This is a genomic window from Confluentibacter flavum (assembly GCF_002843175.1).
In the GTDB taxonomy this organism is placed as follows: Bacteria; Bacteroidota; Bacteroidia; order Flavobacteriales; family Flavobacteriaceae; genus Confluentibacter; species Confluentibacter flavum.
On record NZ_PJEO01000009.1, the window covers coordinates 33,441 to 58,303 of the forward strand.

The window sequence follows — 24,863 nt, forward strand, 5'->3', positions numbered from 1 at the left end:
AATTGATTTTTTTATGGTGACAAATTCTAAGAATATTATAGCTTTCATGGTTATTTGGTTCATTTCATTTACTTCCTAGGTGAAGGTCCTAAGTATTCTGGACTGTCGGTCATAGATAAGTCTGCACCTTCCCCATCTACATCAAATAATATAAAATTAGGATTTTCAGCACTGTATGCTTCCCAAAGACCTCCGTTCTTACCATTAGGATCACCAAACTTGGCAAAATTGGTATAATAATCCACCATTTGATTGCTCAATGCCTCGTCACCCGCAGTGAAGGGCCTCCAACTGTGCTCAAGCGCATGGAATACATACCACAAATCAGAAGAATGGAAAGCCCCATTTTCGTCACCCGGCAGTTGGCGTTGGAACAAATAAGCGAATGTAGGTTGGTCACTCTGCTCTGCTCGTAAGGCACAAAAATCTTTTATGGCCTGAGATGCATCACTTCCATCATTTGCAGTAAATCCAAAAATATAGGGAATATCTGCAATTTTATTGGCAAGCGCAACTTCGCTAAAAGTACCTTCTAATAAATAATCATCAACAACGGGACGCCATGAAACATTTGTGTTTGTAGTATCCGTGTATTCTCTTGCCATTTGAAGCAATTCATCAAACGAAAGCGCACGCATATCATCCAATGTCGTTTTGTCGAAATAATCCATCATTTTCTTATTGGTTGCTTGAGCGGTATCCAAAGTTATACCCAATTCAGACTTGTTTAAACCACCACCACTCATACTTATTGCTTTACTCACCAATTTTTTTGATAAAGGTGAAGCAACTAATGACTTTACACTCCCTGCTCCGGCACTTTGACCGAATATGGTGATGTTGTTAGGATCACCACCAAACTGTTGAATATTTTTGTTAATCCATTTCAAAGCTGCAACTTGATCCAAAAGGCCATAATTGCCAGACACTGCATTAGGGCTTTCACTTGACAACAATGGATGTGAGAAGAAGCCCATTACACCAAGACGGTAAGTTACCTGTATTAAAATTACACCGCGGGAGGCCCAATCTTCACCTCCGTCCATTTCCGGTTCAAAAGCAAATCCTTCACGATAACCCCCTCCATGTATCCATAAGGCCACAGGGAGTTTCTCTTCTATTTTACCAGCTGCAGGAGTCCAAATATTCAGGTAGAGACAATCCTCGCTGAATGGAACTGATCCGCTGGCTCTCCATTCCCTGCCGTAAAAACTTTCAGGGTTCCATGTTACCTGAGAGGCGGCATTGCCATAAGAATCGGCTGCTTTTATGCCTTCCCAGGGAACTACTGGCTGTGGTTCTCTCCAACGCAGGTCTCCTACAGGAGGCGCTGCAAATGGAATACCTTTGTAGGCAATAATTCCCTCTGTAGGGGTTTCTACTCCTTGAACTTGCCCACCTTCGATGGTCAATACAGGGTTTGGATCACTTTTTTCAACACATGAGGCAAATGCTCCTATGATCGATATCAAAACGAATAAAGATAAATTTTTCATGTTTAGTTATGTTTAGTTGATTTGTTATAGAATATTATTATTTGTATTCGTAGTATAGATAAAAAATTAAGGGTTTCGTATCATTCCTAAAACGCTATTAATGTATTGTTTACTGCATCCATGCCTAAACGTTCTTTAAGCTGTGTTAGGTAAAGACTTTTTGGTGTTACGTGCCTATCAGTAGACTCCACAAATCCGTTTGGTTTGGTAAGATCCTGCAAGGCCGCATTGAAAACCACGGCATTGACCCCAATGTGACCAAAAGAATAATTGTTGGCAGTAGGAGGACTCTGAATTAGGTAATCACCTTCACAATTCCAAAAAACAATGTTTGCACCAGCCCATCCTATGATGTAATCCCAGAACCTTGCTGTCAACGGAGCTTTTACATTATCATATAACACACCATTGGCCCAACGGTTATGCGGTTCACTAGAAGAGTAGGGGTTAATTGCAGTGCACTCAAGGAATACATTGCCACTGGATTCAGAGCCCTGAAGTACAAAAGAGTGACGGCCTTTTTGCGAAATGCATCTTTGAACCAACGACAATTGCCCGTTAACTTGAAAAGTAAACCTTCGTCCACCCCATCGTTGGCTCACTGGCTCACGGGATTCACAGTCCTGAATGGTAATCCATTTTGTGCCGGCATTGGTCTGGATCACACTGCTTGCAAAATGTAAGGCAGTGATATTTCTTACCCATCCATTTTGAATATTACTGAAGTCTACTAAGCTTGAATAGTGGTTTTCATCGGAATAATATTCTTCTCCTTCATATCTATGTTCTGCACCCAAATCATCCCTATCCATGTTTCCATAGGCGGTTTGCCGAACTGAGGGGTCGTATTCTGAAATTCCTCGTAAATTTTCAATACCCACCTGCTCAATCCGTGCATCTGAATATTTGCTGATATTTCCACCGCCCCATTGACTGTCAACAGCAGTATAAATTGGAGCGTCTATTGTAATCCTATTGCCATTTATAGCAGTGATGATACGATCATAAGTAATGTCGAAGGGTCTCCAACGATTTCTTCCAACAGAAGCAGAATCAAGACCAATAGCTTTGATAAAATCTTCATTTCCAATTCTTTTTATAGAAATTTTATCGCCTTCCTTAAACCCTTTTCCTGATTTCACATTGAAACTTTTGGCTCCAACGGGCACATAATTGTCCGTAATATCCTGAGTAGAATTTTCATCAATGCTAATTCCAGATTCACCTGCAATATTGATCAAGGCAGGTCTTCTAAATCGACCACCTCCTTCTGGCGCAGTGAGTATTTTACCATAAAGGATGGTGCCAGTATCACCTTGACCTTCCCCTCTTAGAACAACCCCAGACGCTTTGATATATATAGGATTTTCTAGAACGTAAAAACCTGCCTTAAGCAAAACAGCACCTCTGAAACCAAAAGCATCAGGTGTTAATACAGAAACACTATCGATTGCTTTTTGAATGCGTTCGGCATTATCTCCCAAAACAGGCCATACAGTTGCTTTAGATTGAACGTATGGAATTGGTACGCCTCCTCCTTTGTAACCAGCATTTGAAAAGTCGGGAATAACATTGCCAAGGCTATCTGGAACATACACCAGTTTGCCATCTGGGCCAGGATAAACTTTAGATGTGGTGGGCGGAATATCTTGTGCATGACTAGCAAAAATACATGCAAATAATGTAAACAAAACAATCCAAGAAATCTTAATTTTCATATGTAAATATTTATTGTTTTTTAGGTCATATGTTATCGCCTTATTCTTATTTGTTTACAACAAACTTATTGTTAATGGCGATTTCATAATATATTTAGTTAGTGGTTTACAGATATAATCTAGTAAGCTTTATTTGAAAAGTTTTTGTGCAAAATCGTGAAGTGATTTTCTCCAAACCTGCCATTCGTGGTCACCCGGGAATGATGCAAATTCAACATTTAACCCTTTGTTTTTGAAAGTTTCAATGAGCTTTTTCGTCGCTTCAATTCTATTATCCTGTTCACCGACCGAAATATAAAATACCTTCAGGCTATTATTGAATTTTTGTGGGTTGGTTAATATTCCGGGAATTACAGATTCTGCATCAAACGATGCCTGCTCTCTAATACCTCCAAAAAGGCCTGTACTAAAAACACCCACATAGTTGAACATGTCCGTGTTTCTTAAACCCGTAAAAAATGATTGGCCACCACCCATTGATAGGCCGGAAAGTGCTCTATGTTCTGCATCCGGCTTCACTCTATAATTCTTTTCCACAAACGGAATGATATTCTCAAAAAGCTCTTCCTTAAAAACGGCCATTGCTTCGTCATTATAGCCTCTAGCATTCACGCCTGGTTTGGTGGCATTTCCGTTTGGAATGGCTACAATCATAGGGACTGCTTTTCCTTCTGCAATCAAATTATCTAAAATGAGATTGGTTTTTCCTTGAACGGCCCAACCGCGCTCATCCTCACCACCACCATGTTGAATATACAAAACGGGATATGTTTTATTTGGATTTTCATCATACCCCGGAGGTGTATAAAGATTGATGTTTCGCCAGGTGCCTGTGGTTTTTGAAAAATAAACACGCGACCGCATGTCGCCGTGGGGTACATCTTTAATATCGTAAAAATCAATACCTTCTTCTGGAACATCTATCGCACTAGCCATTCTACCAGTACCATAAAATGATTCACTAGCGGGATCAGCAAATTTGAAACCATCAATGACTAAAGAATAGTAATGAAACCCAGGAACTTGTGGATCGGTTGTGACTGTCCAAACCCCAGTATCATTTTTTTGCATGTCGTACAGCTTCCCTAAATCTAATTGAACCTTAGTAGCTTCTGGTGCATTTACCGTGAAAAGAACACGGTTGTCCTGAAAAATACATGGACAACCGTTCTGATTTATATTGGTAGGAGCAGGACTGGCATTCGCTGGAACTTGAGCTTCTGAATTACTAAATGTAAAACCAAGCACTAAAGCCAATATCGAATACATTGACCTCCGATTGATATTTATTTTGATATTATCCATCATAAATAGTATTATCGTTGATCGTCATCGCCCATTACATCATAACCTCTCCATTTATACTCTTTAGCTAAAGATGTTGCCGCAGGCCATGCAATTTTATGTTGATCGCTACCTACCCATTTCATTCTATTTGCTTCAGTATCAAAACTAATTTGTACTTGATAGTTGTAAGTTGTTGGTTCTGCTTGTATTTGTTTAGAAAGATTTTCATCATAAAGTCTCAATAGTTTTGAACTTATATAACCTTGCTGAACAGTCATAGCTGGTACATAGATGGAATAATACATACTTTCAAACGCTTCTGCATTTTCTTTTGCCACCACAAAATCCATTTGCAAAGCCATGGCTTTTGGTTGGGTTAAAGGCTTTTTAATGCCCAATCCAATAGATTTGGAAGCAGCAACACCAATAACCAATAGTTCTAGGTCTTCGTTGCCAGTATTGGATATGGTAGCTTTTTCACCCAATTTAGCAAAGAAAGCATCATCACCTTGTATATCTCCAGAATGCCCATCAATTGAAATAGTTCCAGAACCGTTAACAACAAAGTACACTTCCTCAATACCCAAAAGTTGTCTTTCTTCGGTAGATTTACCAGCAGGAATGATCACATGGTCAACATGGTTCCAATCCGTACTAAAAACATTTGGATCAAATAAACGACGAGAAAGCACACCATCACCAGTGTATAAACGATTGTTTGCCCTTGTTTTTTCTTTTTCTAACCGACCTGAAACAAAAACGGGAACAGGATCTAATACCGCGCCTTCACGCGTGTCTGCTAAGTCAAAATTATCGCTACTTGCTTTAACTGAACTAACGGCAAAATTCAACCAACGAAGTGATTCGTTCGACGCATTATAAATGCCATGAGCGTCACCCATTTTACAAGGGACAATGGCAGGTGCTTGTATTTTTGAAGTGCGTCCATTAATGGTGAATTCTGCTTCGCCATTTAAGATAACATACATTTCCTCAATGTTATGGTGGAAATGGTGACCGATACCCGATTTCGGATCAATGACTCCAGAGTGTAAGTAAAGAAAGTTTGTTGATAAATCGTTTCTTCCTATTAATTGTGTAAATCCCATTGTTCCAGCACCAGCATGTACGGCTGAAAGCGCTCTGTATTTTGAGGCATCATTATGTATAATACGTTCTTTTACAGTTTGAGACGTAGCATGGAATGTTACAAAAGCTAGTAATAAGGTGATTAATTGTTTCATATCTATTATGGTTTAGTTGGCTTTTAAATTAAATAAATTATCTATATCTGTAAATTTATAAAATTTACAGATATAGATATAACATCTTATGACAAGAAGTAAAACAAACTACTTTTTGTCTGGAAGTGCATAGACGACATACCCTTTAGGTAAGGCGCCAGGTTCTTTTGAATGGTCAAAACTATCTCGCGAAAATGTACCAGTAGCATTGATAACTAAATATTGTTTGCCATTTATAGCATACATCGCTGGTACTGCAACAGATTCATTACTTAAAGTGGTTTCCCATAAAACGTAGCCAGTGTCTTGATCTAATGCATATAGTTTACCACCTTTTGCAGTAACAAATACAATACCTGTAGAGGTTACCACCATACTTTTACGTTGAACGCCTACAATTGCCCCTTTAGTTTTATCTCCATTAACGAATTCGTAGTCTTCACCTATGGGTGTTTTCCATTTTATGGTACCGTCATTTAAGTCGTAAGCCACAATATAAGACCAAGGTGGAGACATTAAACTAGTCCACTCAAGACCATAATCTGTTGTGTATCTACTTTCGGGATGTTCAACATCTTCTGGATAATCTAACATTGGTGCGGCACGTTTTTCATCTTCTCTCATTTTGACGCCTCCCGATGCTACAACGGGGCCTTCGGGCATTACTTCTTCATCGGTATCTCCTCCTCTTCTAAAATTCATGCTTCTTGGATTTCCTCCCATAAAACGATATAAACTTGCTAATGATGCTTCATCTACATGCACAAAGCCTGGCATTTGCCCACGACCATTTAATACGATGGCTTTAAATTCATCATAAAATATATGTTGTGTTACATTTTTAAGGGTTGGTCCAACACCACCTTCCATATTTGGTCCGTGACAAGTTTTACAAGAGTTGTCGTATAGCGTTTTAGCTTTTTTAGCCTCATCCTCAGAAAGATTTATTTTTGGTGGCTCTACTTTGCTCAACTTATAAATTGAAGGATGTTCTTGGGACATTACAAACATTAATCCTTTTTCAGGGTTACTTCCTGTATTGCCATAATTGGCACCTCCTAATGGGCCAGGTAATATAATGGTTTCATATTTGTCTGATGGCGGTACAAACAAACCTGTTTTAGCAGCATCTATTCTAGCATGCCATACTTGCTTTAAACTGTCCGAAAAATATGGGTTAATGTTCTCTTTTGTCACTTCATGCCTCATAAAACTAGGAATTGTTGGTATGGGCTGGGTAGGCCAGGCTTTTTCATCTGGCATGTCACTAGCAGGAAAAGGTTTTTCTTCGATAGGAAATACGGGTTCACCCGTTACACGATCAAAAACAAATACATAACCATGTTTAGTGGCTGAAGCAACGGCATCAATTTTTTTACCATCCTTGTTAATGGTTAATAATTGAGGAGCAGGAGAGAGGTCGTAATCCCAAAGGTCATGATGCACTGTTTGGTAATGCCAAAGACGCTTTCCGGTTGTAACATCTAGTGCAACCAATGAATTTCCAAATAGGTTGCTTCCTATACGGTCGGCTCCATAATAATCATACGTTGGGGATCCTAGTGATAGGTAAACAATGTTTCTTTCAATATCTGCAGACATTTCGCTCCAAACATTTACACCGCCAGCATATTTATAAGCATCTTTTGGCCACGTGTCGTAACCAAACTCTCCTGGGTGTGGTATGGTATGAAAGGTCCATTCCAATTTTCCTGTAATAACACTATAAGCTCTTACATAGCCTGGCGCTGAATAGTAACCTTCTCCAGGTGCAGAACCTAAAATAAGTATATCGCCACAAATAACACCGGGCATCATCGCTTGTACCCTTCTAATGGAGCTTGGTTCACGATCTAGACCTTCTCTTAAATCGGTATAGCCCCCTTCGCCAAAAGTTAGAATGGATTTTCCAGAAACAGCGTCTATAGCTTGTAATGAATTATTAAGCGTAAATATTAATCTTTTATCTTTTTTATCGTTACTTTCCCAGTAATTGATCCCTTTTCTTGTTAGCCCTCTTAAATTGGCATGTATCCAGATTTCCTCACCTGTTAAAACATTTAAAGCAATCAAGGAATTGTTTTTTCCTACTACATACATGGTAGTATCTGCCACTATAGGGCTAAAGTTATTAAAACCTCCTTCGGCAGGATAGCTCCAGGCGACTTCTAATTGGTTAACATTTTCCTTAGTGATTTCAGAGCCATCAAAATATTTGGATTGATCTGGACTTCCGCCATAATGTGTCCAAGTTGTATGTTTGATGGTTGAATTATCTTTTCCGCAACTTACTAATAAAGTAAGACATAATAAAGCAGCAAAAGTTGTGGTTAATTTAGTTGGATTTTTTTTGGTGTGCATAAAAAATAATCATTAATGATTTTAGTGAAAATGTTTAGTTTAGTTTAGTTTGTTGTTGTTAAAAGAACTTGGTGTTTTAATTACTTAAATTTTTTATTAGACTTAACTTATTGGTTTTAGTTTAATTGTACGAAAAAACACGAGTGTTTTCGGCTCGAAAAACCAAGATAGTAAAAAATTCAAATCAACAAACTTAGGTCAATATGGTTGTGTTTTTTTAGTTCGATTAAACTAGAATAATAGGTCTTTTATATGCCGTAAATACTTGATAAACTTCATGTTCAGTAGGCATCGTTAAAACTTTGTTAAAAAACAAAACCATCGAAAACTTTAAGCAAAAGCGTGCCAATGAGCTTATGGAAATTCAATCTCAGATTTCTTGGAAATGGATCGAAGCAAAAATTGAGCAGGCCTTGAAAGCGGTTATAAAAAGAAAAAAAGCAGGAAGAAATATATGGTAATTTTGTAAATTAATTTAAAATATTTGTAATTCATTTGATTATCGATTGTTGTACTTTGCGTGCTTATCTATAAATTAAAACATAGAAAAATGAAAAAAGGAACATTAATATTTAGCAAGTTTTTGAGTTTAGCCGTTTTTGCAACTTTAATATTTTCTGCTTTTACCAGCTGCAGAGAAGAGAAAGCAAAAACAGAAACTGTAATTATTGAAAAACCAGTAGAACAACCAAAAGCTGAAGAAAAAGATGGAACTTCGATTAGTGTTGATGGAGATGGGGTTGAATATTCGAACAAAAGCGGAGATAATAAAACTGAAATAACTATTAAAGATTAAGTAGTTTTTAAACTTTAAGAAATAGAAAAACCGACACTAGTGTCGGTTTTTGTCATTTTAAAACTATTTTATAATTTAAAGCGGGCGTTTTAGAACTCTATAAGTATATTGTTAATTTTTTTAATTCGGAGTCGAACTCAAACGGATAATTATCAACCATCAAATTTTCAATATCACCAAGGTCACAACATTCATTGGTTTTAGGTGATGAAACCTCGTAAGGAATGGTCATCTCATCTAGATTTTTGATATTTAAAACTAGAGTATTTTCATGACTGGCATATAATAGTATGGTTCCATTGTAAGGCGATGTGGGATTGGAAACCAATTCAAAATAATTTGATTCGTTTTTAGAGTTGGTTACTTCTATATCATTTTTAGTAATCTTATTTTCAATAATATAGTTATCGTTGGTTTCTTCATCTATAATATTAACTGATATTGTCAGTGCGGCACAAAGAACTGCAGAACAGTCAGGTTTGTTCGATTCATTTGTTTCACAACCAACCACCAAAATAAAAAAGAGAACAATCAAAATGCCTTTCATAAACTTTCCATTTTTAATTAGATGCGTAATATGTAAATGGTTGCGTTGATGGGCATGTAAACGTTGCTATTTTTTACCCAATTGTCTAAAGGAAGCAATAAAATCGTTTTCATCAATAGCATTCATGGGTTACCATGACCTAAAAACAATACCGGCGTTTTTTTGGTATTGCCTAAGGGTGAGGTTATTTTGTTTAAGTTTCTTAAATTCATAAGATATATGATTAATAAACCTCTGTTTCGAAAAACTTTATTATTAATATTTAAGCTTTACTAATTAGGTGTTTTATACCAATAACTAGAATGTATTTATTGGTAAACATCTTTAATATAAGCTATCATGGTTTTTGTTTTTCTGCCTAATATTGTTTCTAAATCATTTTCGATTTTATCAAATTCATCATTAGCTATGCCTAAACTAAACATGGTTTTCACATTAATAATAGCATCGGGCAATCCCATAGATTTTAATGTTGCTTCAAATTCAGTTACTGATGGCGAAATGTATTGAATGTCTTCTCCTAAAGTTTCAGATAACCATGTTGCAATATCACTAAAAGAGACTGTAGCGCTAGCATTAAATTCATATATTTTGTTCTTATGTTTTTCAGGTTCGCTCAGAATAATGGCTTCCGCTTCAGCAAAATCTTCTCTTGCCACAAAAGCTATTTTGCCATTACCGGTAGGTAGATATACGACTTTTGATTTCTGTAGTAGGGTTTTATCACCTATGAACATAGTAACAACTTCACTATATAAATTATGTCTTAATATAGTATAGGCTAAACCAGATTCCTGAATCCATATTTCCGTTTGTTTGTGTGCATTAACGACTAAATGTAGTGGTGCTTTTTCTGACTCATTCTTTCTAACGGTACTGGTGTAAAGAATATGTTTTACGCCTGCTTGTTTAGCTGCCTGTACAACATTTTTATGTTGTTGAAACCGATTGTTAATGTCACTCCCGGATATAAAATACAGCGTTTCAATTCCTGCAAAGGCATTTGTTAAAGTTTCAAAATCATCATAATCTCCAACACGTACTTCAAAACCATCGGTATGGTATTGTTTGGCTTTTTCAGAATGTCCGTTTCTAACCAAAACAGCTATGGAATTAGTGCCTATTTTATCTTTTAACCGTTTAGCAACTTCACTTCCTAAATTGCCTGTTGCGCCTGTAATTAATATTTTATTCATTGTATTATAATTTATAAATGTTTCTATTATATTTTATTTGCGTATTAAAGTAAAGTTACTTACTTTTAGTTAGTCAAAGATATAAAGTTATTATTGGCAAAACAAGAACTGTTGTAGAAGTTGGATACTAACTTTCAAGTTATTAATGTTGAAAATCAATAAGTTATGAGTGTAGAAAATATAAATAAATATTCAGATGTAGATGATTGTCCTGTTAGAAATGTGTTGGATAGAATAGGAGATAAGTGGTCGATGCTTGTTTTGTTAATTTTGAATGACAATGAAGTGCTTCGATTTAATGAAATTGATAAATATATTGATACGATTTCCCAAAAGATGCTTTCGGTAACTTTAAAAGGATTGGAAGCAGATGGTTTGGTTAAGCGCACCATTTATCCCCAAATACCACCTAAAGTAGAGTATCAATTAACTGAACGTGGAAAAAGCCTTATTCCACTTTTACACAATCTTGTTATTTGGGCTAAAGATAATATAGGGGAGATTAGACAATCGCGGGTAGCGTATTCCAGTTAAGTTATTTCAAAGTCAAGATGAGTTCATAAAAAAACCCTGATAGGAAGCTATCAGGATTTTTAAATTATGAGATTTCTTCCCGATAGCTCCCGATAGCTATCGGGACGGGATTCGCAGAAATAGTATTAATCTTCAACCAAAACCCAGTCGCCTTTGGCCAATAAAGGTTCTGCTTGTTTGTATTTTAGGGTTTTATTTTCACCAGTAATAACCTGCTTAATAGTTACTTGATCATTACGTCCAATTTTTGGTCGTTCACGAACAATGGTCTCAACCACATGAGGTTGACGTTGCGTATTACCAGCGGCTCTGCTTTGGACAGAACGTTCATCTAAATTGGGTATCTCGTCTTTTTGAACGTTTAATTTCTCTTGTCGGCGTACCTTGGCTTCTTGTATGGTGTTTTGAGTTTCACTTGGTAATTCACCTTTAAACAAGAATGAAATTACGTCTTTATTGACTTCATCAATCATACTTTTAAACAGTTCGAACGCTTCAAATTTATAAATCAATAAAGGGTCTTTTTGCTCATGGACCGCTAATTGCACAGATTGTTTTAACTCATCCATTTTACGTAAATGCGTTTTCCAAGCATCGTCAATAATGGCAAGTGTGATGTTTTTTTCAAAATCGGTGATTAATTGTTTACCACCTGTTTGATACGCTTTTTCAAGATCGGTAACAACGCTTAAGCTTTTAACACCATCGGTAAAAGGAACCACAATGCGTTTAAATTTATCGCGCTGTGTTTCATATACATTTTTAATCACAGGAAATGCCATGTCTGCATTTCTGGTCATTTTATCTCTGTAATGGTTAAAGGCGTCCTTATACACTTTGGATGTGATTTCCTGTGCTGATAATTTTCCGAATTCGGCTTCTGTGATGGGAGAACCCATGGAGAAATAACGAATCAGTTCAAACTCAAAATTCTTAAAATCGTTAGCAGCTTTATTGGTTTCTGAAATGTTTTCGGTAATATCAAAAATCATGTTAGCTAAGTCAACACGAAGGCGTTCACCGTGCAAGGCATGGCGACGACGTTTATAAACAACTTCACGTTGGGCATTCATAACATCATCATACTCTAACAAACGCTTACGAACCCCAAAGTTGTTTTCTTCTACTTTTTTCTGGGCGCGCTCAATGGATTTTGAAATCATGGAATGTTGAATCACTTCACCTTCCTTCAAGCCCATTCTATCCATCATTTTAGCGATACGCTCGCTACCAAATAAACGCATCAAATTATCTTCCAACGATACATAAAATTGTGAACTTCCTGGGTCACCTTGACGACCGGCACGACCACGTAACTGTCTGTCAACACGACGGGAATCATGGCGTTCGGTACCAATAATGGCTAAACCACCTGCTTTTTTAACCGCGTCACTTAATTTAATATCCGTACCACGACCAGCCATGTTGGTGGCAATCGTTACCTGACCTGATTGACCAGCTTCGGCAACAATATCAGCCTCTTTTTTATGGAGCTTGGCATTTAATACATTATGTGGAATTTTTCTAATGGTAAGCATTTTACCAAGTAATTCACTGATCTCTACAGATGTAGTACCAATTAATATGGGACGGCCTGCTTGCGATAACTGCGTTACTTCGTCAATAACCGCATTGTATTTTTCGCGTTTGGTTTTATATACCAAATCGTCTCTATCGTCTCTGGAAACAGGTCGGTTCGTTGGGATTTCAACAACATCCAATTTATAGATTTCCCAAAACTCTCCAGCCTCCGTCACCGCAGTACCCGTCATACCAGACAGTTTGCGATACATTCTAAAATAATTTTGAAGCGTTACGGTTGCAAAGGTTTGGGTAGCATCTTCAATTTTTACATTTTCCTTGGCCTCAATAGCTTGGTGTAACCCATCACTATAACGGCGACCATCCATAATACGTCCCGTTTGCTCATCAACAATCATGACTTTGTTGTCAATCACCACATATTGAATGTCTTTTTCAAACAAGGCATAGGCTTTTAAAAGCTGATTAAGTGTATGGATACGCTCCGATTTTATACCAAAATCTTTAAATAATTCTTCTTTAAGTTTCGCTTCTTCTTCTTTGGAAAGGTTTTGGTTTTCAATTTTAGCGATTTCAATACCTATTTCAGGCATGATGAAAAAGGTTGGATTGTCAGCTCCAGAGATGTATTCAACTCCTTTATCTGTCAATTCTATTTGATTGTTTTTTTCTTCAATAACATAGTAAAGTTCAGCATCAACCTTTGGCATTTCACGGTTGTTGTCCTGCATATACGAATTCTCCGTTTTTTGAAGTAACTGTTTAATGCCCTCTTCACTTAAAAACTTAATGAGTGCTTTATTTTTAGGCATACCACGATACACACGTAGCAATTGAAAACCACCTTCTTTAGTATCGCCAGCAGCAATTAATTTTTTGGCTTCAGCTAAAACGCCTGTTAAATATTTGCGTTGTACGGCAACAATATCATCTACCTTAGGTTTCAGCTCATTAAATTCATGGCGTTCGCCTTGTGGAATGGGTCCAGAAATAATCAAAGGTGTACGCGCATCATCCACTAAAACCGAATCCACCTCATCTACAATAGCATAGTGGTGTGGGCGTTGAACCAAATCATTTGGTGCATGCGCCATATTATCACGTAAGTAATCAAAACCGAATTCGTTGTTGGTTCCATAAGTAATATCGGCATTATAAGCTTTTATACGGGCTTCAGAATTTGGTTGGTGGTAATCAATACAATCCACTGTTAATCCATGAAATTGAAAAATGGGTGCCATCCAAGCACTATCACGTTTTGCCAAATAATCATTTACCGTTACCAGATGCACCCCTTTACCCGAAAGCGCATTTAAATACATGGGCAATGTGGCTACCAATGTTTTACCCTCACCAGTTTGCATTTCGGCAATTTTACCTTGGTGAAGTGCAATACCACCAATAAGTTGTACATCGTAATGCACCATATCCCATGTAATGGGTTTTCCTGCAGCATCCCAAGAGTTAGACCAAATAGCTTTATCATTATCTAAGGTCACATAGTCCTTAGCACCTGAAATTTCACGGTCAAAGGTATTGGCAGTAACTGTAAGAGTCGTATTGTTTTTAAAACGTTTAGCCGTTTCTTTAACCACAGCAAACGCTTCGGGTAAAATGGCATTTAAAACATCTTCGGTTATGGTGTAAGCATCATCTTTAAGTTTATCAATGTCTTGATAAATATCTTCACGTTTATCAATATCCTCGGTATTTTCGGCTTCAACAAGCAATTTTGCTATTTGCTCGTTATTATCTTTATTGGCGTCGGCAATTTTGGCCTTAAATTCTGCGGTTTTTGCCCTTAGTTCGTCGTGAGATAAGGCTTCCATTGCCTTTTCAAATGTTTTTATTTTATCGACTAAAGGAGTGATGGCTTTTACGTCTTGTTTCGATTTGTCTCCGACAAATGCTTTAAGAACGGCATTTAAAAAACTCATGTGCTATTTATTGTTAATCTGGAAAGTTCCAGAGGTTTTTATTTCTTATTTTTATTTTGAAGCTTAAATAAGCATTCAAAGATACAGTTTGTTAGGTTGTTTTGTAAATTTAGAGCATAAAAAAAGTCTCTAATCGAGACTTTTTAAAATTCTTTATGCTTTATTAATATTCATCCTCATTCCAGAGGTAATCTTCATCAGTTGGATAGTCAGACCAAATCTCATCAATTGAATCGTAAGCGTCACCTTCGTCTTCAATAGACTGTAAATTTTCAACAACTTCCAAAGGGGCTCCCGTTCTAATAGCGTAATCTATTAACTCGTCTTTTGTTGCTGGCCAAGGCGCATCACTTAAATACGATGCCAATTCTAAAGTCCAATACATTTTATATGCGTTTTAATTTTGTGCAAAAATAATTTTTTAGTTCAAACACACAAGAAAAAAATGAATTATTTAATTATTATTTTTAAGAACGTGTTTTTTTACTAGGTAAGCAGCTGATATTTAACCTTTAATTTACTCCGTCAGTTCGCTATCGCTCGTGTGGGCGTTACCACACCCTTCGACTCCGCTCAGGGCAGGCGGTCGGGCTTTGCATTGCAATCTTTTTTATTTGTTCTCGATACTCCCGATAGCAATCGGGATTGCTCATGCTTCACAAAATACTCGAACTGACATAAAAAAGGATTTCCATTGCAATCCCTAACGCAATTGATTTAGGATTTCTCAGTCATAAAAAGATGTCTTCGAAAAACTACTTTTTCTCAGGAATCCATTTGATTTCATCTGCTTGCAAGTCGTAGGTCAACTTTCGTGCCAACACAAACAGATAGTCAGATAGGCGGTTCAAGTATACCAGAGTATTAGGTTCTACAGGCTCTAATTCATTAAGTGCAGCGGTTAAACGTTCAGCTCTACGGCACACACAACGCGCAATATGACAGAATGACACCGTTTGATGCCCGCCTGGCAATACAAAATGCGTCATAGGCGGTAACACGTCATTCATGTTATCTATCTCCTGTTCCAAACGCTCAATGTCTTCAGTTGAGATTTTTGGAATATTCAATCGTTCTTTACCATTTTTCAACATCGCTTTTTCGGGATCGGTTGCTAAAATGGCCCCCACGGTAAACAATTTCTCTTGAATAAGTACAAGTATATTTTTGTAATGGGAGTCGATGTCTTGGTCGCGAATCAATCCTAAATACGAATTCAATTCATCAACAGTCCCGTAGCTTTCAATACGAATGTGGTGCTTCGGTACACGTGTGCCGCCAAATAATGCGGTGGTTCCTGTATCGCCTGTTTTGGTGTAAATCTTCATGTAACAAAGTTAAAAGTTAAAAGTTAAAAGTTAAAAGTTAAAAGTTAAAAGTTTTTGCCACTAATTCTCTGATGTTTGTTGTTGAGTTGTTTGTTGTTGAGTTGTTTGCTGTTGAGTTGTTTGCCGTTGAGTTGTTTGTTGTTGAGTTGTTTGCTGTTGAGTTTGTTATGAAATAAATATGTGCCCAATTCAAAAAAAGTCAAGATGAGTTCTTATATAAATTTTACTAAACGATATTTTTTATTATATATTTAGCTTCAATTAGCTTTTTAATATTACGGAACTAATTCATTGTTTTTGGGAAAGGTATTGTTGGAAAAATATGAGAAAAATCATTTTGTTAATGGTATTATTTGGGGCCTTATGTCATGTAAACGCCCAATCTTTTATAGGGTTTCTTAGTGAAAATTATGCGGGAGTGAATAGTGTGATTGTAAATCCAGCCAATATTGTGGATTCTCGTTTTAAAGCTGATATAAATCTTGTTGGCATTAGTGTTTTTGGAGGCAATGATTATTATAATTTAAATATAATAAAAGCTATTAAAGATGATGATTATAATTTTGATGTAGAATCTCGATTTACCCCAAAAATAAATAATAATGGTGCGGTTAATATAGATGTTATGGGGCCTTCATTTATGTTTAATATAAACGACAATAATGCGATCGCTCTTTTTACAAGAGCTCGCTCTTTTGTTAATGCTAATGGAATTAATGGTAGGGATTTATATGCTATTGATGAAAACTTATCAAATGATTTTATTGTTAATGAAGATGATTTTAATGCTTTTGGACAAACTTGGGCAGAAATCGGACTTTCCTATGCCAGCGTATTGGTTAATGAAAGAGAGACCTTTTTAAAAGGTGGGATTTCCTTAAAATATCTAAAAGGAGGTGGTAGTGCTTATGTAGCGGGCAGAAATATTACGGTAGTTTATGATGAAGATGGAGCTATACATTCTGGAGGAGGAACCACAGGGAGTGTTTCGTCTACTGGCGACGTCATTTATGGACGTTATGATGATTTTGAGAGAGATGATTATGAATATGAATTCCCGAAAAATGCTGTTGGTTTAGGTGTAGATATAGGAATCATTTACGAGTGGCGTCCCAATCATGGAGCTTATAAACCTAGAAAAGAATGGCCACAACGCCTCACCTATAAAGAACAAAATAAGTACAAATTAAAACTAGGTTTTTCTATAACCGATATTGGTTACATCAATTATAAAGATGGCATTGAAGATGTTTTTGATGTTACAAATACCAATGTAAGCGAAGAAGCCATTGAAAATGAAGATAATTTATATGATGTATTAAATAATCTATATACCTTAACAAATTCTTCAATAGGCTATAAAGCCACATTGCCAACAGCATTACATCTCAATGCGGATTGGCGTTTTACGAATAAGTTTTATTTAAATTTTAATACAGATTTATCACTTATAGCAAAAAGCAAATTACATGCTAGTAAAATTACAAACATCGTATCCCTTACCCCACGTTTTGAGAGTAAATGGTTTAGTGCTTATGTGCCTTTAAGCCTTGTTCAATATGCCGGTTTCCAGATGGGTGCTGGTTTAAGATTAGGGCCACTTTATCTAGGTTCAAGTTCTTTGTTTACTAATTTAATAAGTGAAAAAAGTAAAGGCGCAAATTTTTATATGGGATTAAAAATGCCTTTTTTACATGGGAAAACAGATAAGGGAAGTAACTGCAATTGTAACCAGTAAACTAATTTAATCTAAAATTTTTCAGGACATTATTGAGCTAGCGCAAGCATCTTGCTTGTGCTGTTAAACAAACTAACTTTACCTTTACATTTTATATTCATACTTCTAAAACTTAAATTTATTCTTATAGCTTATTCTTTTTCCTTTTCTTACTCATGCCGTCACGAGCGGAACGCTCGCGATAGCGGAGGGAAGTAACTGCAATTGTAACCAGTAAACTAATTTAATCTAAAATTTTTCAGGACATTATTGAGCTAGCGCAAGCATCTTGCTTGTGCTGTTAAACAAGCTAACATTACCTTTACTTTTTATATTCATATTTCTAAAACTTAAATTTATTCTTATAGCTTACTTCTTTTTCCTTTTTACTCATGTCGTCACGAGCGGAACGCTCGTGATAGCGGAGGAAGTAACTGCAATTGTTACGAGGTAAACTAATGTCATCTTAAACACCTAAACAACTCAACACCTAAACAACAAACACCTAACACCGAACAATAAAATCCTCTTTATTCACCTGTTCTTTCCTAAAAAATACAAATCCCCAAAAAAACGTATCGATGGTTAGGGTCACTTTTGGGTGTTGCTTGATGATTTCCCAAGCTTCGGTCATGGATTTAGACCAATAAATATCATCAAAAATAAATACGGAATCGTTATGGGTGGTTTCTAAAAGGGATTCGAAATACTGTAAAGTCGCTTCTTTTTGGTGGTTGCCATCGAAGAAAATGAGGTCTAAGGTTTTTGTCCCGATAGCTATCGGGATTAGGTTTTTTATGACATCATTAAAATTTCCAGTAATTACCTGGATATTTTCTAGATTATATTTTTTAAAAGTTGATTTTGTGAATTTTGAAATATTCGGACAACCTTCAACAGTTGTGATGGTGGCTTTTGGGTTGGCTAAACTCATGGCCTGCGTCGCAATGCCAAGTGATGTGCCCAATTCCAAGATGTTATTAAATTTAAAATAGCTAGTAAGTCTAAATAAAAGTTTAGCTCTTTTATAAGTAGTACCTGCATTTTTAGCCATTTCAGAAATAATGCGGTCTTGTTGTTTTGTTATTTGGGAACCGACACCTAAATCGGTTACATTAATTTTAGTCCTATTTTTACGTAGCGCGTTTTTGTAATTATAAATCAATTTATAAGACTCATATTCAGATGCATCATAAAAACATTTAGTAATTAAATTAAATACAAAAGGGGAGTGGACCCCATGTTGGTTGGTGGATTTAATTAGGAATTTTATGTATTGAATGGCTTGGTAATACATGCTTTATCTTGAGAGTTACAAAGTTTCAGAGCTTCAAAGTAGCAAAGTTTCAAAGTTGCAAAGCTTCAAAGTTTCTGAGATTCAAAGACTAAAAGTTTCAAAGTAGCAAAGTTTCTGAGATTCAAAGACTCAAAGGCTCAAAGTTTCAAAGGTTAAGCTTAACTACTTTGTCACTTTGCTACTTTGTATCTTTGCAACTGTTGCGAAGCCACTTTGCAGCTTTGTAACTCTGCGACTTTGTCCCTTTATTCCAATTTCGACAACAACTCCAACCAGCGTTCTTCTTTAGATTCCATATCATCAATAACTTTCTGCAATGATTGGGATAGTTTGTTTATCTCATCAGGTGATAAATCTGGGTTGTTAAATTTTGCTTCTAGTTCTTTTTTATCGAAAGAAAGTGAATTCAACTTACTTTCAATATTTTTAAGTTCTTTTTCTTCGTTGTAGGTCAGTTTCGTATCCTCGGTTTTTTTCCAGGCTTTTTTGTCTTTCTTTTCTTCCGACGTGTTAGAAACAACAGATTGACTATCTTCATAAACACGGTAATCGGTATAATTGCCTGGGAAATCTTCAATTTCTCCGTCACCTTTAAAAACAAAAAGATGGTCTACGACTTTATCCATAAAATAACGGTCATGCGACACCACAATCACGCAGCCTGGAAAATCCAATAAGAAGTTTTCCAACACATTTAAGGTTACAATATCCAAATCGTTGGTAGGCTCATCGAGGATTAAAAAATTCGGATTTTGGATTAACACCGTACATAAATATAAACGCTTGCGTTCGCCACCGCTCAACTTTTCAACAAAATCGTATTGTTTTTTTCGGTCGAATAAAAAGCGTTCTAAAAGTTGTTGGGCACTTATTTGTCTTCCTTTTTTTAACGGAATGTAGTCCCCAAATTCTTTAATCACATCGATCACTTTTTGTTCTGGCTTTATGGTCATGCCATTTTGGGTGTAATAACCAAATTTAACGGTATCACCTTTAATGATTTTTCCAGAATCTGGTTGTTCCGTTTGGGTTAAAAGATTTAAAAAAGTCGTTTTTCCAGTGCCGTTTTTACCAATGATGCCCGTACGTTCGCCATTTTTAAATAGGTATTCAAAACCATCTAAAATCACTTTATCTTCAAATGATTTATGGACTTTGTGGAATTCAACAACCTTTCCACCTAAGCGTTCCATGTTCAGTTCCAATTGCACTTCATGATCATTTCGGCGTTGGCTGGCACGGTGTTTAATATCGTGAAAATCGTCTATTCTGGATTTTGATTTTGTGGTTCGTGCTTTGGGCTGGCGACGCATCCATTCCAATTCTTTTTTGAACAATTGTTTAGCTTTACCGGTTTCTACTTCGGTTTGTTCAATTCGAGCCTCGCGTTTTTCTAGGTAATACGAATAGTTGCCTTTGTAGCTGTATAGTTGGCCTTCATCTAATTCAATAATTTCATTGCACACACGTTCCAAAAAATAACGGTCGTGCGTCACCATAAAAAGCGTGATATTTTCTTTAGCAAAAAAAGTTTCCAACCATTCAATCATTTCTAAATCCAAATGATTGGTAGGCTCGTCCAAAATCAACAAATCGGGTTTGTTTATTAAGGCATTGGCTAATGACAGTCGCTTTTTTTGACCTCCAGAAAGCGTGCTTACCTTTTGGTTTAAATCTTCAAGATTGAGTTTGAATAAGATTTGTTTGTATTGTGTTTCAAAATCCCATGCTTGGTGCTGTTCCATTTGCTCGAACGCCTTTTGGTAGGCATCGGCATCTTCAGGGTCTAAAAGCGCATGTTCGTAATCTAAAATGACTTTTAAAATAGGATTGTCGCTCGCAAAAATGGTTTCTTCAACCGTTAAATCCTTATCCAGTTTTGGGTCTTGCGATAAGAATGCTACTTTAATGTCTTTCCTGTAAATAACGTTGCCCGTATCGGCTTCATCATCGCCCGAAAGAATGTTTAAAATAGATGTTTTACCGGTACCGTTTTTAGCAACAAAGGCTATTTTTTGGTCTTTATGGACACTAAAAGAGAGGTTTTCGAAAAGCGTTAGCTCTCCGTAGGATTTTGATATGTTTTCGACAGTTAAATAATTCAAGGCGTATTTTTTTTGCAAAGAACGTGTAAATTACCAAAATTTATATGCTAAGCCAATAAAGAATTTTGAAATGAACTATCATCGAGGCAGTACCGATAGCTATCGGGATTCATCGGAAATCGAAGATTCGACGAAGTCAATGACAATTTCAACGGAAACCCCGACGCTGAGCGTCGAGCAGGACAAACCCATACTTTAATAGAAAGGAGAGCCACGAATACACAAATTTTTCTATTTTTTAGGTAAAACAAAAAGGATTATCACTAATTTCTAAAAAAATCTATAGATTTTTTAGTCGTGATAATAATATTTTCACATAACGCTAAGTTTTATTCGTGTATTCGTGTCAAATTAATTCTCAAATAAAAGTGTGAGTTTGCCCTGGAGCGTCGAGGAATTCTTTTCGATTAAAATAAAAAATTTATGTAGATTTGTCTTTTGCCCAACCGGCCTCTCCATATGAAGAATCATTTTTTAGTCGTCATTATACTTATAAATGCCCTATTGGTGTCTTGTATTCCCCATAAGGATACGCTCTATTTTCAAAATAAAAGCAACGCTACAGATTCTACTCAAACCATTGTAGAAAATCCGAAACCCTATCGGATACAAATCAATGATATTTTAAATATTCGTATTAAAGTCACAGATCAGGATAATGTACAAATTTTCAATCCTATTGGTGAAGGAAACTTAAACGCTACAGCCGGAGAACGCGCTTATTTTGATGGGTTTACTGTTGACCTACATGGTAACATACGCATTCCAGAATTGGGGTATATGAATGTTCTGGGCTTTACCACGGAAGATATTGAAGGGCTTATTAAGGATAAACTTTTAGAAGAGCAGTTTAAGGAACAGGCCAATATTTTTGTGACAGTAAAACTGACAGGCCTGAATTTTACAACCATGGGTGAGATTGGCAATAATGGTACAAGAATCATCTATAAAGAACGGGTTAATATTTTTGAGGCGATTGCAAATTCTGGTGATATTCCTGATACAGGTAATAAAAAGGATGTGATGATCATACGGCAATACCCGCACGGGCAAAAAATTTATCATATCGATTTAACCGATGTTGCTGTTATGAATTCGCCCTATTATTATATACAGCCCAATGATTTGATTTATGTAAAACCCTTAAAGCAAAAAGCGTGGGGCACGGGTACGACGGTTATACAAAACATAGGTGCCATTGCTACTATATTATCTTTAGTTACAACCTCCATTTTATTATTAAACCGAATTTAAGCCATGTCTTACAACGAATTTGATGATATTGAACATATTGAATCCAGTAGGATGGTCTTTGATTTTAAAGGTTTTTTGTTTAAGGTCTTGAATTTGTGGAAGTTGGTGGTTTTAAGCATTGTGGTTGCGCTTTTAATAGCCTATGCCATTAACGTTAGAAAGGAGAATATATATAGATTAGATTCGTTAATTATTGTTGAAAATGATCAAAATCCCTTTTTTACGGCCAACACCAGTATCTCCTTTAACTGGGGAGGTGTTTCTGGAGAAGTAGGAAAGGTTATTACCACCCTAAATACACGTACCCATAATGAAAAGGTGGTAGATTCCCTGCAATTTTACGTTAATTATCTGGTACAAGGTAAATATAGAATGGTGGATGTTTATAAAAACGCCCCTTTTTACTTAGAGCTAGATAAAACAAAAGGTCAAATTTTAAATACACCCATCGGTGTTCGTTTTATCAATGACACCCAATATGAATTGTTTGCTGAATTTGGGAGCGACCTTGTAAACACGCAACGGTATGGTGATAAGAAAACTCAAATGAGTCCCGTTACTAAAGGTGCCTTTAAACAAACCTTTACCATAGGACAACCCGTTGTGCTCCCTTTTTTGAATTTTACACTTCATAAAAGACCAGATACCGTGCTTGTTCTGGGGTCAGAATATTATATTCAATTTTTATGGTTTGACAGTGTGGTTAATAATTATAAAAATGCTGTAAAAGCCTCTCCTTTATCGCAAGCATCGTCTGTATTAAGATTGTTATTGGTAGGGAACAACAAAGCAAAAATTGTCGATTATTTAAATACGACTTCCGCTATTTTAAGCAAAACGGAATTGGAACGTAAAAATTTATATGCCACCAATACCATCAAGTTTATAGATAGTAGTTTAAATGCCGTTAATGTCAATTTAAAAGATGTAAACGAGGAAATGAACGCCTTTAGAAAACAAAATAAGGTGTTTGATTTGAATGATGAATTAAAGCAAACATCGGAAAAATTGAAAGGGTATGATTTGGAAAAAGAAGGTAAACAAGGGCAACTTAATTATTTAGATTTACTGGAAAACTACCTTAGAACCAAAACTGACTACAGCCATATTGCAGCACCATCCTCCGTAGGGATTACAGAGGGAAACATATTAAGCAGTGTAGCCAAAATTACTGGTCTTGCCATCGAGCGTCAAAATTTAGAGGCGACCACACGCGAAGGTTCCAGTTTGTTTAAAGAACTGGATAGCCGTATTGATGCGGAGAAAAATGTACTATTGGAAACCATTGATGCTACCAAAAAGACGATAGGCACGCAGTTAAATACCATTAATAGACAAATAGCGAATTTAGAATCTAAATTAAGTGGTCTACCAGAAGACCAACAACAGTTTTTAAGAATACAACGTAAATTGGATTTGAGCCAAGAGGCTTATAATATTTACTTGTCTAAACGTAGTGAGGCCGCTATTGTGAAAGCTGCCAATGTATCGGATATTTCCACGATTGATGAAGCCAAAGATATTGGAGGCGGGCTTATAGGGCCTAACAAGAACCTGAATTACATGATGGCCCTGATGGTCGGTTTTTTTGCCCCTTTACTTTTTATATTTATTATATTCCTTTTGGATAGCACGATTCATGGCTCTGATGAAATCGAGCGTTTATCCAATATCCCCATCATCGGGTTGGTAGGTAAATATAGGTATCCAAATAACCTGGTGGTATTGGAAAAACCAAAATCGGCCGTTGCCGAGTCCTTTCGAGCCATTCGTTCCAGCCTGCAATTTCTATATAAAAAAAACCACAAAGCGGGAGGGCGTACGGTTATGTTTACCTCTTCAGTGAGTGGGGAGGGCAAAACATTTTGTGCTATCAATTTAGCCTCTGCCTATGCCTTATCTGGAAAAAAAACGATTTTGTTGGGATTCGATTTAAGAAGGCCAAAGATTTTCAATGATTTTGATATCAAGAATGACCTCGGGCTTGTTAATTACTTATTAGGAGATCATTCTATTGCCGAAATCACCAATAACACTCATATTGAAAACTTGCATGTGATTACCTCGGGGCCTATACCGCCCAATCCTTCGGAGTTGTTAATGGACAGCTCGTTGGGGACCCTTATGGACGAGTTACGTGAAACGTATGATATTATTGTATTGGATACGCCTCCTTTAGGACTGGTGACTGATGCTTTTGAATTATCATCATTTGCTGATGTTACTTTTTTCGTGGTCCGTTTAGATTATACCAAAAAGGGCATGCTACAACTTATTAATTCCAAGTTTAGAACTGGAGAAGTAAAAAATGTCAGTTATATTTTAAACTTTTATAAGCACAAAACCAATCAGAATTATGGCTATGGCTATGGTTACGGCTATGGTTATGGTTATGGTGTGTATGGAGAGTCTTATTTGGAAGGGCAGAAGGAAACGCTGTTTACTAAGATTAAGCGGTGGTTTTCGAGATAGGTTTTTGAGTGGAACACATCCGTAATCCGTTT

At 36.4% G+C, this 24,863-nt stretch carries 18 protein-coding genes; 6 read left to right on the forward strand and 12 right to left on the reverse strand.

The genetic code is table 11. From position 1 onward, the window contains the following. Positions 1-68: 68 nt before the first annotated feature. The 5 genes from CSW08_RS01430 to CSW08_RS01450 all read right to left on the reverse strand — a co-directional run bounded on the left by CSW08_RS01430 (position 69) and on the right by CSW08_RS01450 (position 8,106). The gene (locus CSW08_RS01430) at positions 69-1,472 is read right to left on the reverse strand and encodes a carboxylesterase/lipase family protein (RefSeq protein WP_203226830.1); all 1,404 of its coding nucleotides are present in this window, start codon (positions 1,470-1,472) and stop codon (positions 69-71) included. Positions 1,473-1,582: 110 nt separating this feature from the next. Next, positions 1,583-3,214, reverse strand: a complete 1,632-nt coding sequence (locus tag CSW08_RS01435; protein WP_106658131.1) for a glycoside hydrolase family protein — start codon at positions 3,212-3,214, stop codon at positions 1,583-1,585. Positions 3,215-3,343: 129 nt separating this feature from the next. Then, positions 3,344-4,483, reverse strand: coding sequence for an alpha/beta hydrolase-fold protein (locus tag CSW08_RS01440; RefSeq protein WP_106658188.1), 1,140 nt, complete (start codon positions 4,481-4,483; stop codon positions 3,344-3,346). A 47-nt stretch (positions 4,484-4,530) separates the two neighbouring features. After that, on the reverse strand, positions 4,531-5,745 hold the full coding sequence (locus CSW08_RS01445; RefSeq protein ID WP_106658132.1) for a cupin domain-containing protein: 1,215 nt from the start codon (positions 5,743-5,745) through the stop codon (positions 4,531-4,533). Between the two features lie 108 nt (positions 5,746-5,853). Beyond that, positions 5,854-8,106 carry an outer membrane protein assembly factor BamB family protein gene (locus CSW08_RS01450; protein ID WP_106658133.1) on the reverse strand — a complete coding sequence of 751 codons (2,253 nt, stop codon included), beginning with the start codon at positions 8,104-8,106 and terminating at the stop codon, positions 5,854-5,856. Positions 8,107-8,408: 302 nt separating this feature from the next. On the opposite strand from CSW08_RS01450, the gene CSW08_RS18055 reads away from it, so the two are divergent. After that, positions 8,409-8,567, forward strand: a complete 159-nt coding sequence (locus CSW08_RS18055; protein WP_157831409.1) for a hypothetical protein — start codon at positions 8,409-8,411, stop codon at positions 8,565-8,567. 89 nt (positions 8,568-8,656) lie between these two features. Then, positions 8,657-8,902, forward strand: a complete 246-nt coding sequence (locus CSW08_RS01455) for a hypothetical protein (RefSeq protein ID WP_106658134.1) — start codon at positions 8,657-8,659, stop codon at positions 8,900-8,902. A gap of 97 nt (positions 8,903-8,999) precedes the next feature. On the opposite strand, the gene CSW08_RS01460 is transcribed toward CSW08_RS01455, so the two are convergent. Both CSW08_RS01460 and CSW08_RS01465 read right to left on the reverse strand, forming a co-directional pair. Continuing rightward, positions 9,000-9,449, reverse strand: a complete 450-nt coding sequence (locus CSW08_RS01460; protein ID WP_106658135.1) for a hypothetical protein — start codon at positions 9,447-9,449, stop codon at positions 9,000-9,002. 308 nt (positions 9,450-9,757) lie between these two features. Then, positions 9,758-10,645: an SDR family oxidoreductase gene (locus tag CSW08_RS01465; protein WP_106658136.1), complete on the reverse strand. Its 888-nt coding sequence runs from the start codon at positions 10,643-10,645 to the stop codon at positions 9,758-9,760. A gap of 165 nt (positions 10,646-10,810) precedes the next feature. On the opposite strand from CSW08_RS01465, the gene CSW08_RS01470 reads away from it, so the two are divergent. Beyond that, positions 10,811-11,179 (forward strand): winged helix-turn-helix transcriptional regulator, encoded by a 369-nt coding sequence (locus tag CSW08_RS01470; protein ID WP_106658137.1) that lies wholly within the window; start codon positions 10,811-10,813, stop codon positions 11,177-11,179. 125 nt (positions 11,180-11,304) lie between these two features. Here the strand turns inward: CSW08_RS01470 and secA are convergent, their stop codons facing one another. The 3 genes from secA to CSW08_RS01485 all read right to left on the reverse strand — a co-directional run bounded on the left by secA (position 11,305) and on the right by CSW08_RS01485 (position 15,986). Further along, entirely contained in the window at positions 11,305-14,658 is a 3,354-nt protein-coding gene (gene secA / locus CSW08_RS01475; protein ID WP_106658138.1) for a preprotein translocase subunit SecA, read from the reverse strand. Between the two features lie 163 nt (positions 14,659-14,821). Beyond that, positions 14,822-15,043: a DUF2795 domain-containing protein gene (locus tag CSW08_RS01480; RefSeq protein ID WP_044638512.1), complete on the reverse strand. Its 222-nt coding sequence runs from the start codon at positions 15,041-15,043 to the stop codon at positions 14,822-14,824. Between the two features lie 370 nt (positions 15,044-15,413). Beyond that, the gene (locus CSW08_RS01485; protein WP_106658139.1) at positions 15,414-15,986 is read right to left on the reverse strand and encodes a cob(I)yrinic acid a,c-diamide adenosyltransferase; all 573 of its coding nucleotides are present in this window, start codon (positions 15,984-15,986) and stop codon (positions 15,414-15,416) included. Between the two features lie 322 nt (positions 15,987-16,308). Here CSW08_RS01485 and CSW08_RS01490 point away from each other — a divergent pair, with 322 nt between their 5' ends. Beyond that, positions 16,309-17,724, forward strand: coding sequence for a DUF5723 family protein (locus CSW08_RS01490; protein WP_106658140.1), 1,416 nt, complete (start codon positions 16,309-16,311; stop codon positions 17,722-17,724). Positions 17,725-18,208: 484 nt separating this feature from the next. On the opposite strand, the gene CSW08_RS01495 is transcribed toward CSW08_RS01490, so the two are convergent. Beyond that, complete coding sequence (locus CSW08_RS01495; protein WP_106658141.1) at positions 18,209-19,000, reverse strand: O-methyltransferase; 792 nt, start codon at positions 18,998-19,000, stop codon at positions 18,209-18,211. A gap of 245 nt (positions 19,001-19,245) precedes the next feature. Beyond that, positions 19,246-21,105, reverse strand: coding sequence for an ABC-F family ATP-binding cassette domain-containing protein (locus CSW08_RS01500; RefSeq protein ID WP_106658142.1), 1,860 nt, complete (start codon positions 21,103-21,105; stop codon positions 19,246-19,248). A 459-nt stretch (positions 21,106-21,564) separates the two neighbouring features. Here CSW08_RS01500 and CSW08_RS01505 point away from each other — a divergent pair, with 459 nt between their 5' ends. Beyond that, a complete protein-coding gene (locus CSW08_RS01505; RefSeq protein ID WP_106658143.1) occupies positions 21,565-22,359 on the forward strand; it encodes a polysaccharide biosynthesis/export family protein in 795 nt (264 codons plus the stop codon). A gap of 3 nt (positions 22,360-22,362) precedes the next feature. Further along, positions 22,363-24,831: an exopolysaccharide transport family protein gene (locus tag CSW08_RS01510; protein WP_106658144.1), complete on the forward strand. Its 2,469-nt coding sequence runs from the start codon at positions 22,363-22,365 to the stop codon at positions 24,829-24,831. Positions 24,832-24,863 lie beyond the last annotated feature (32 nt).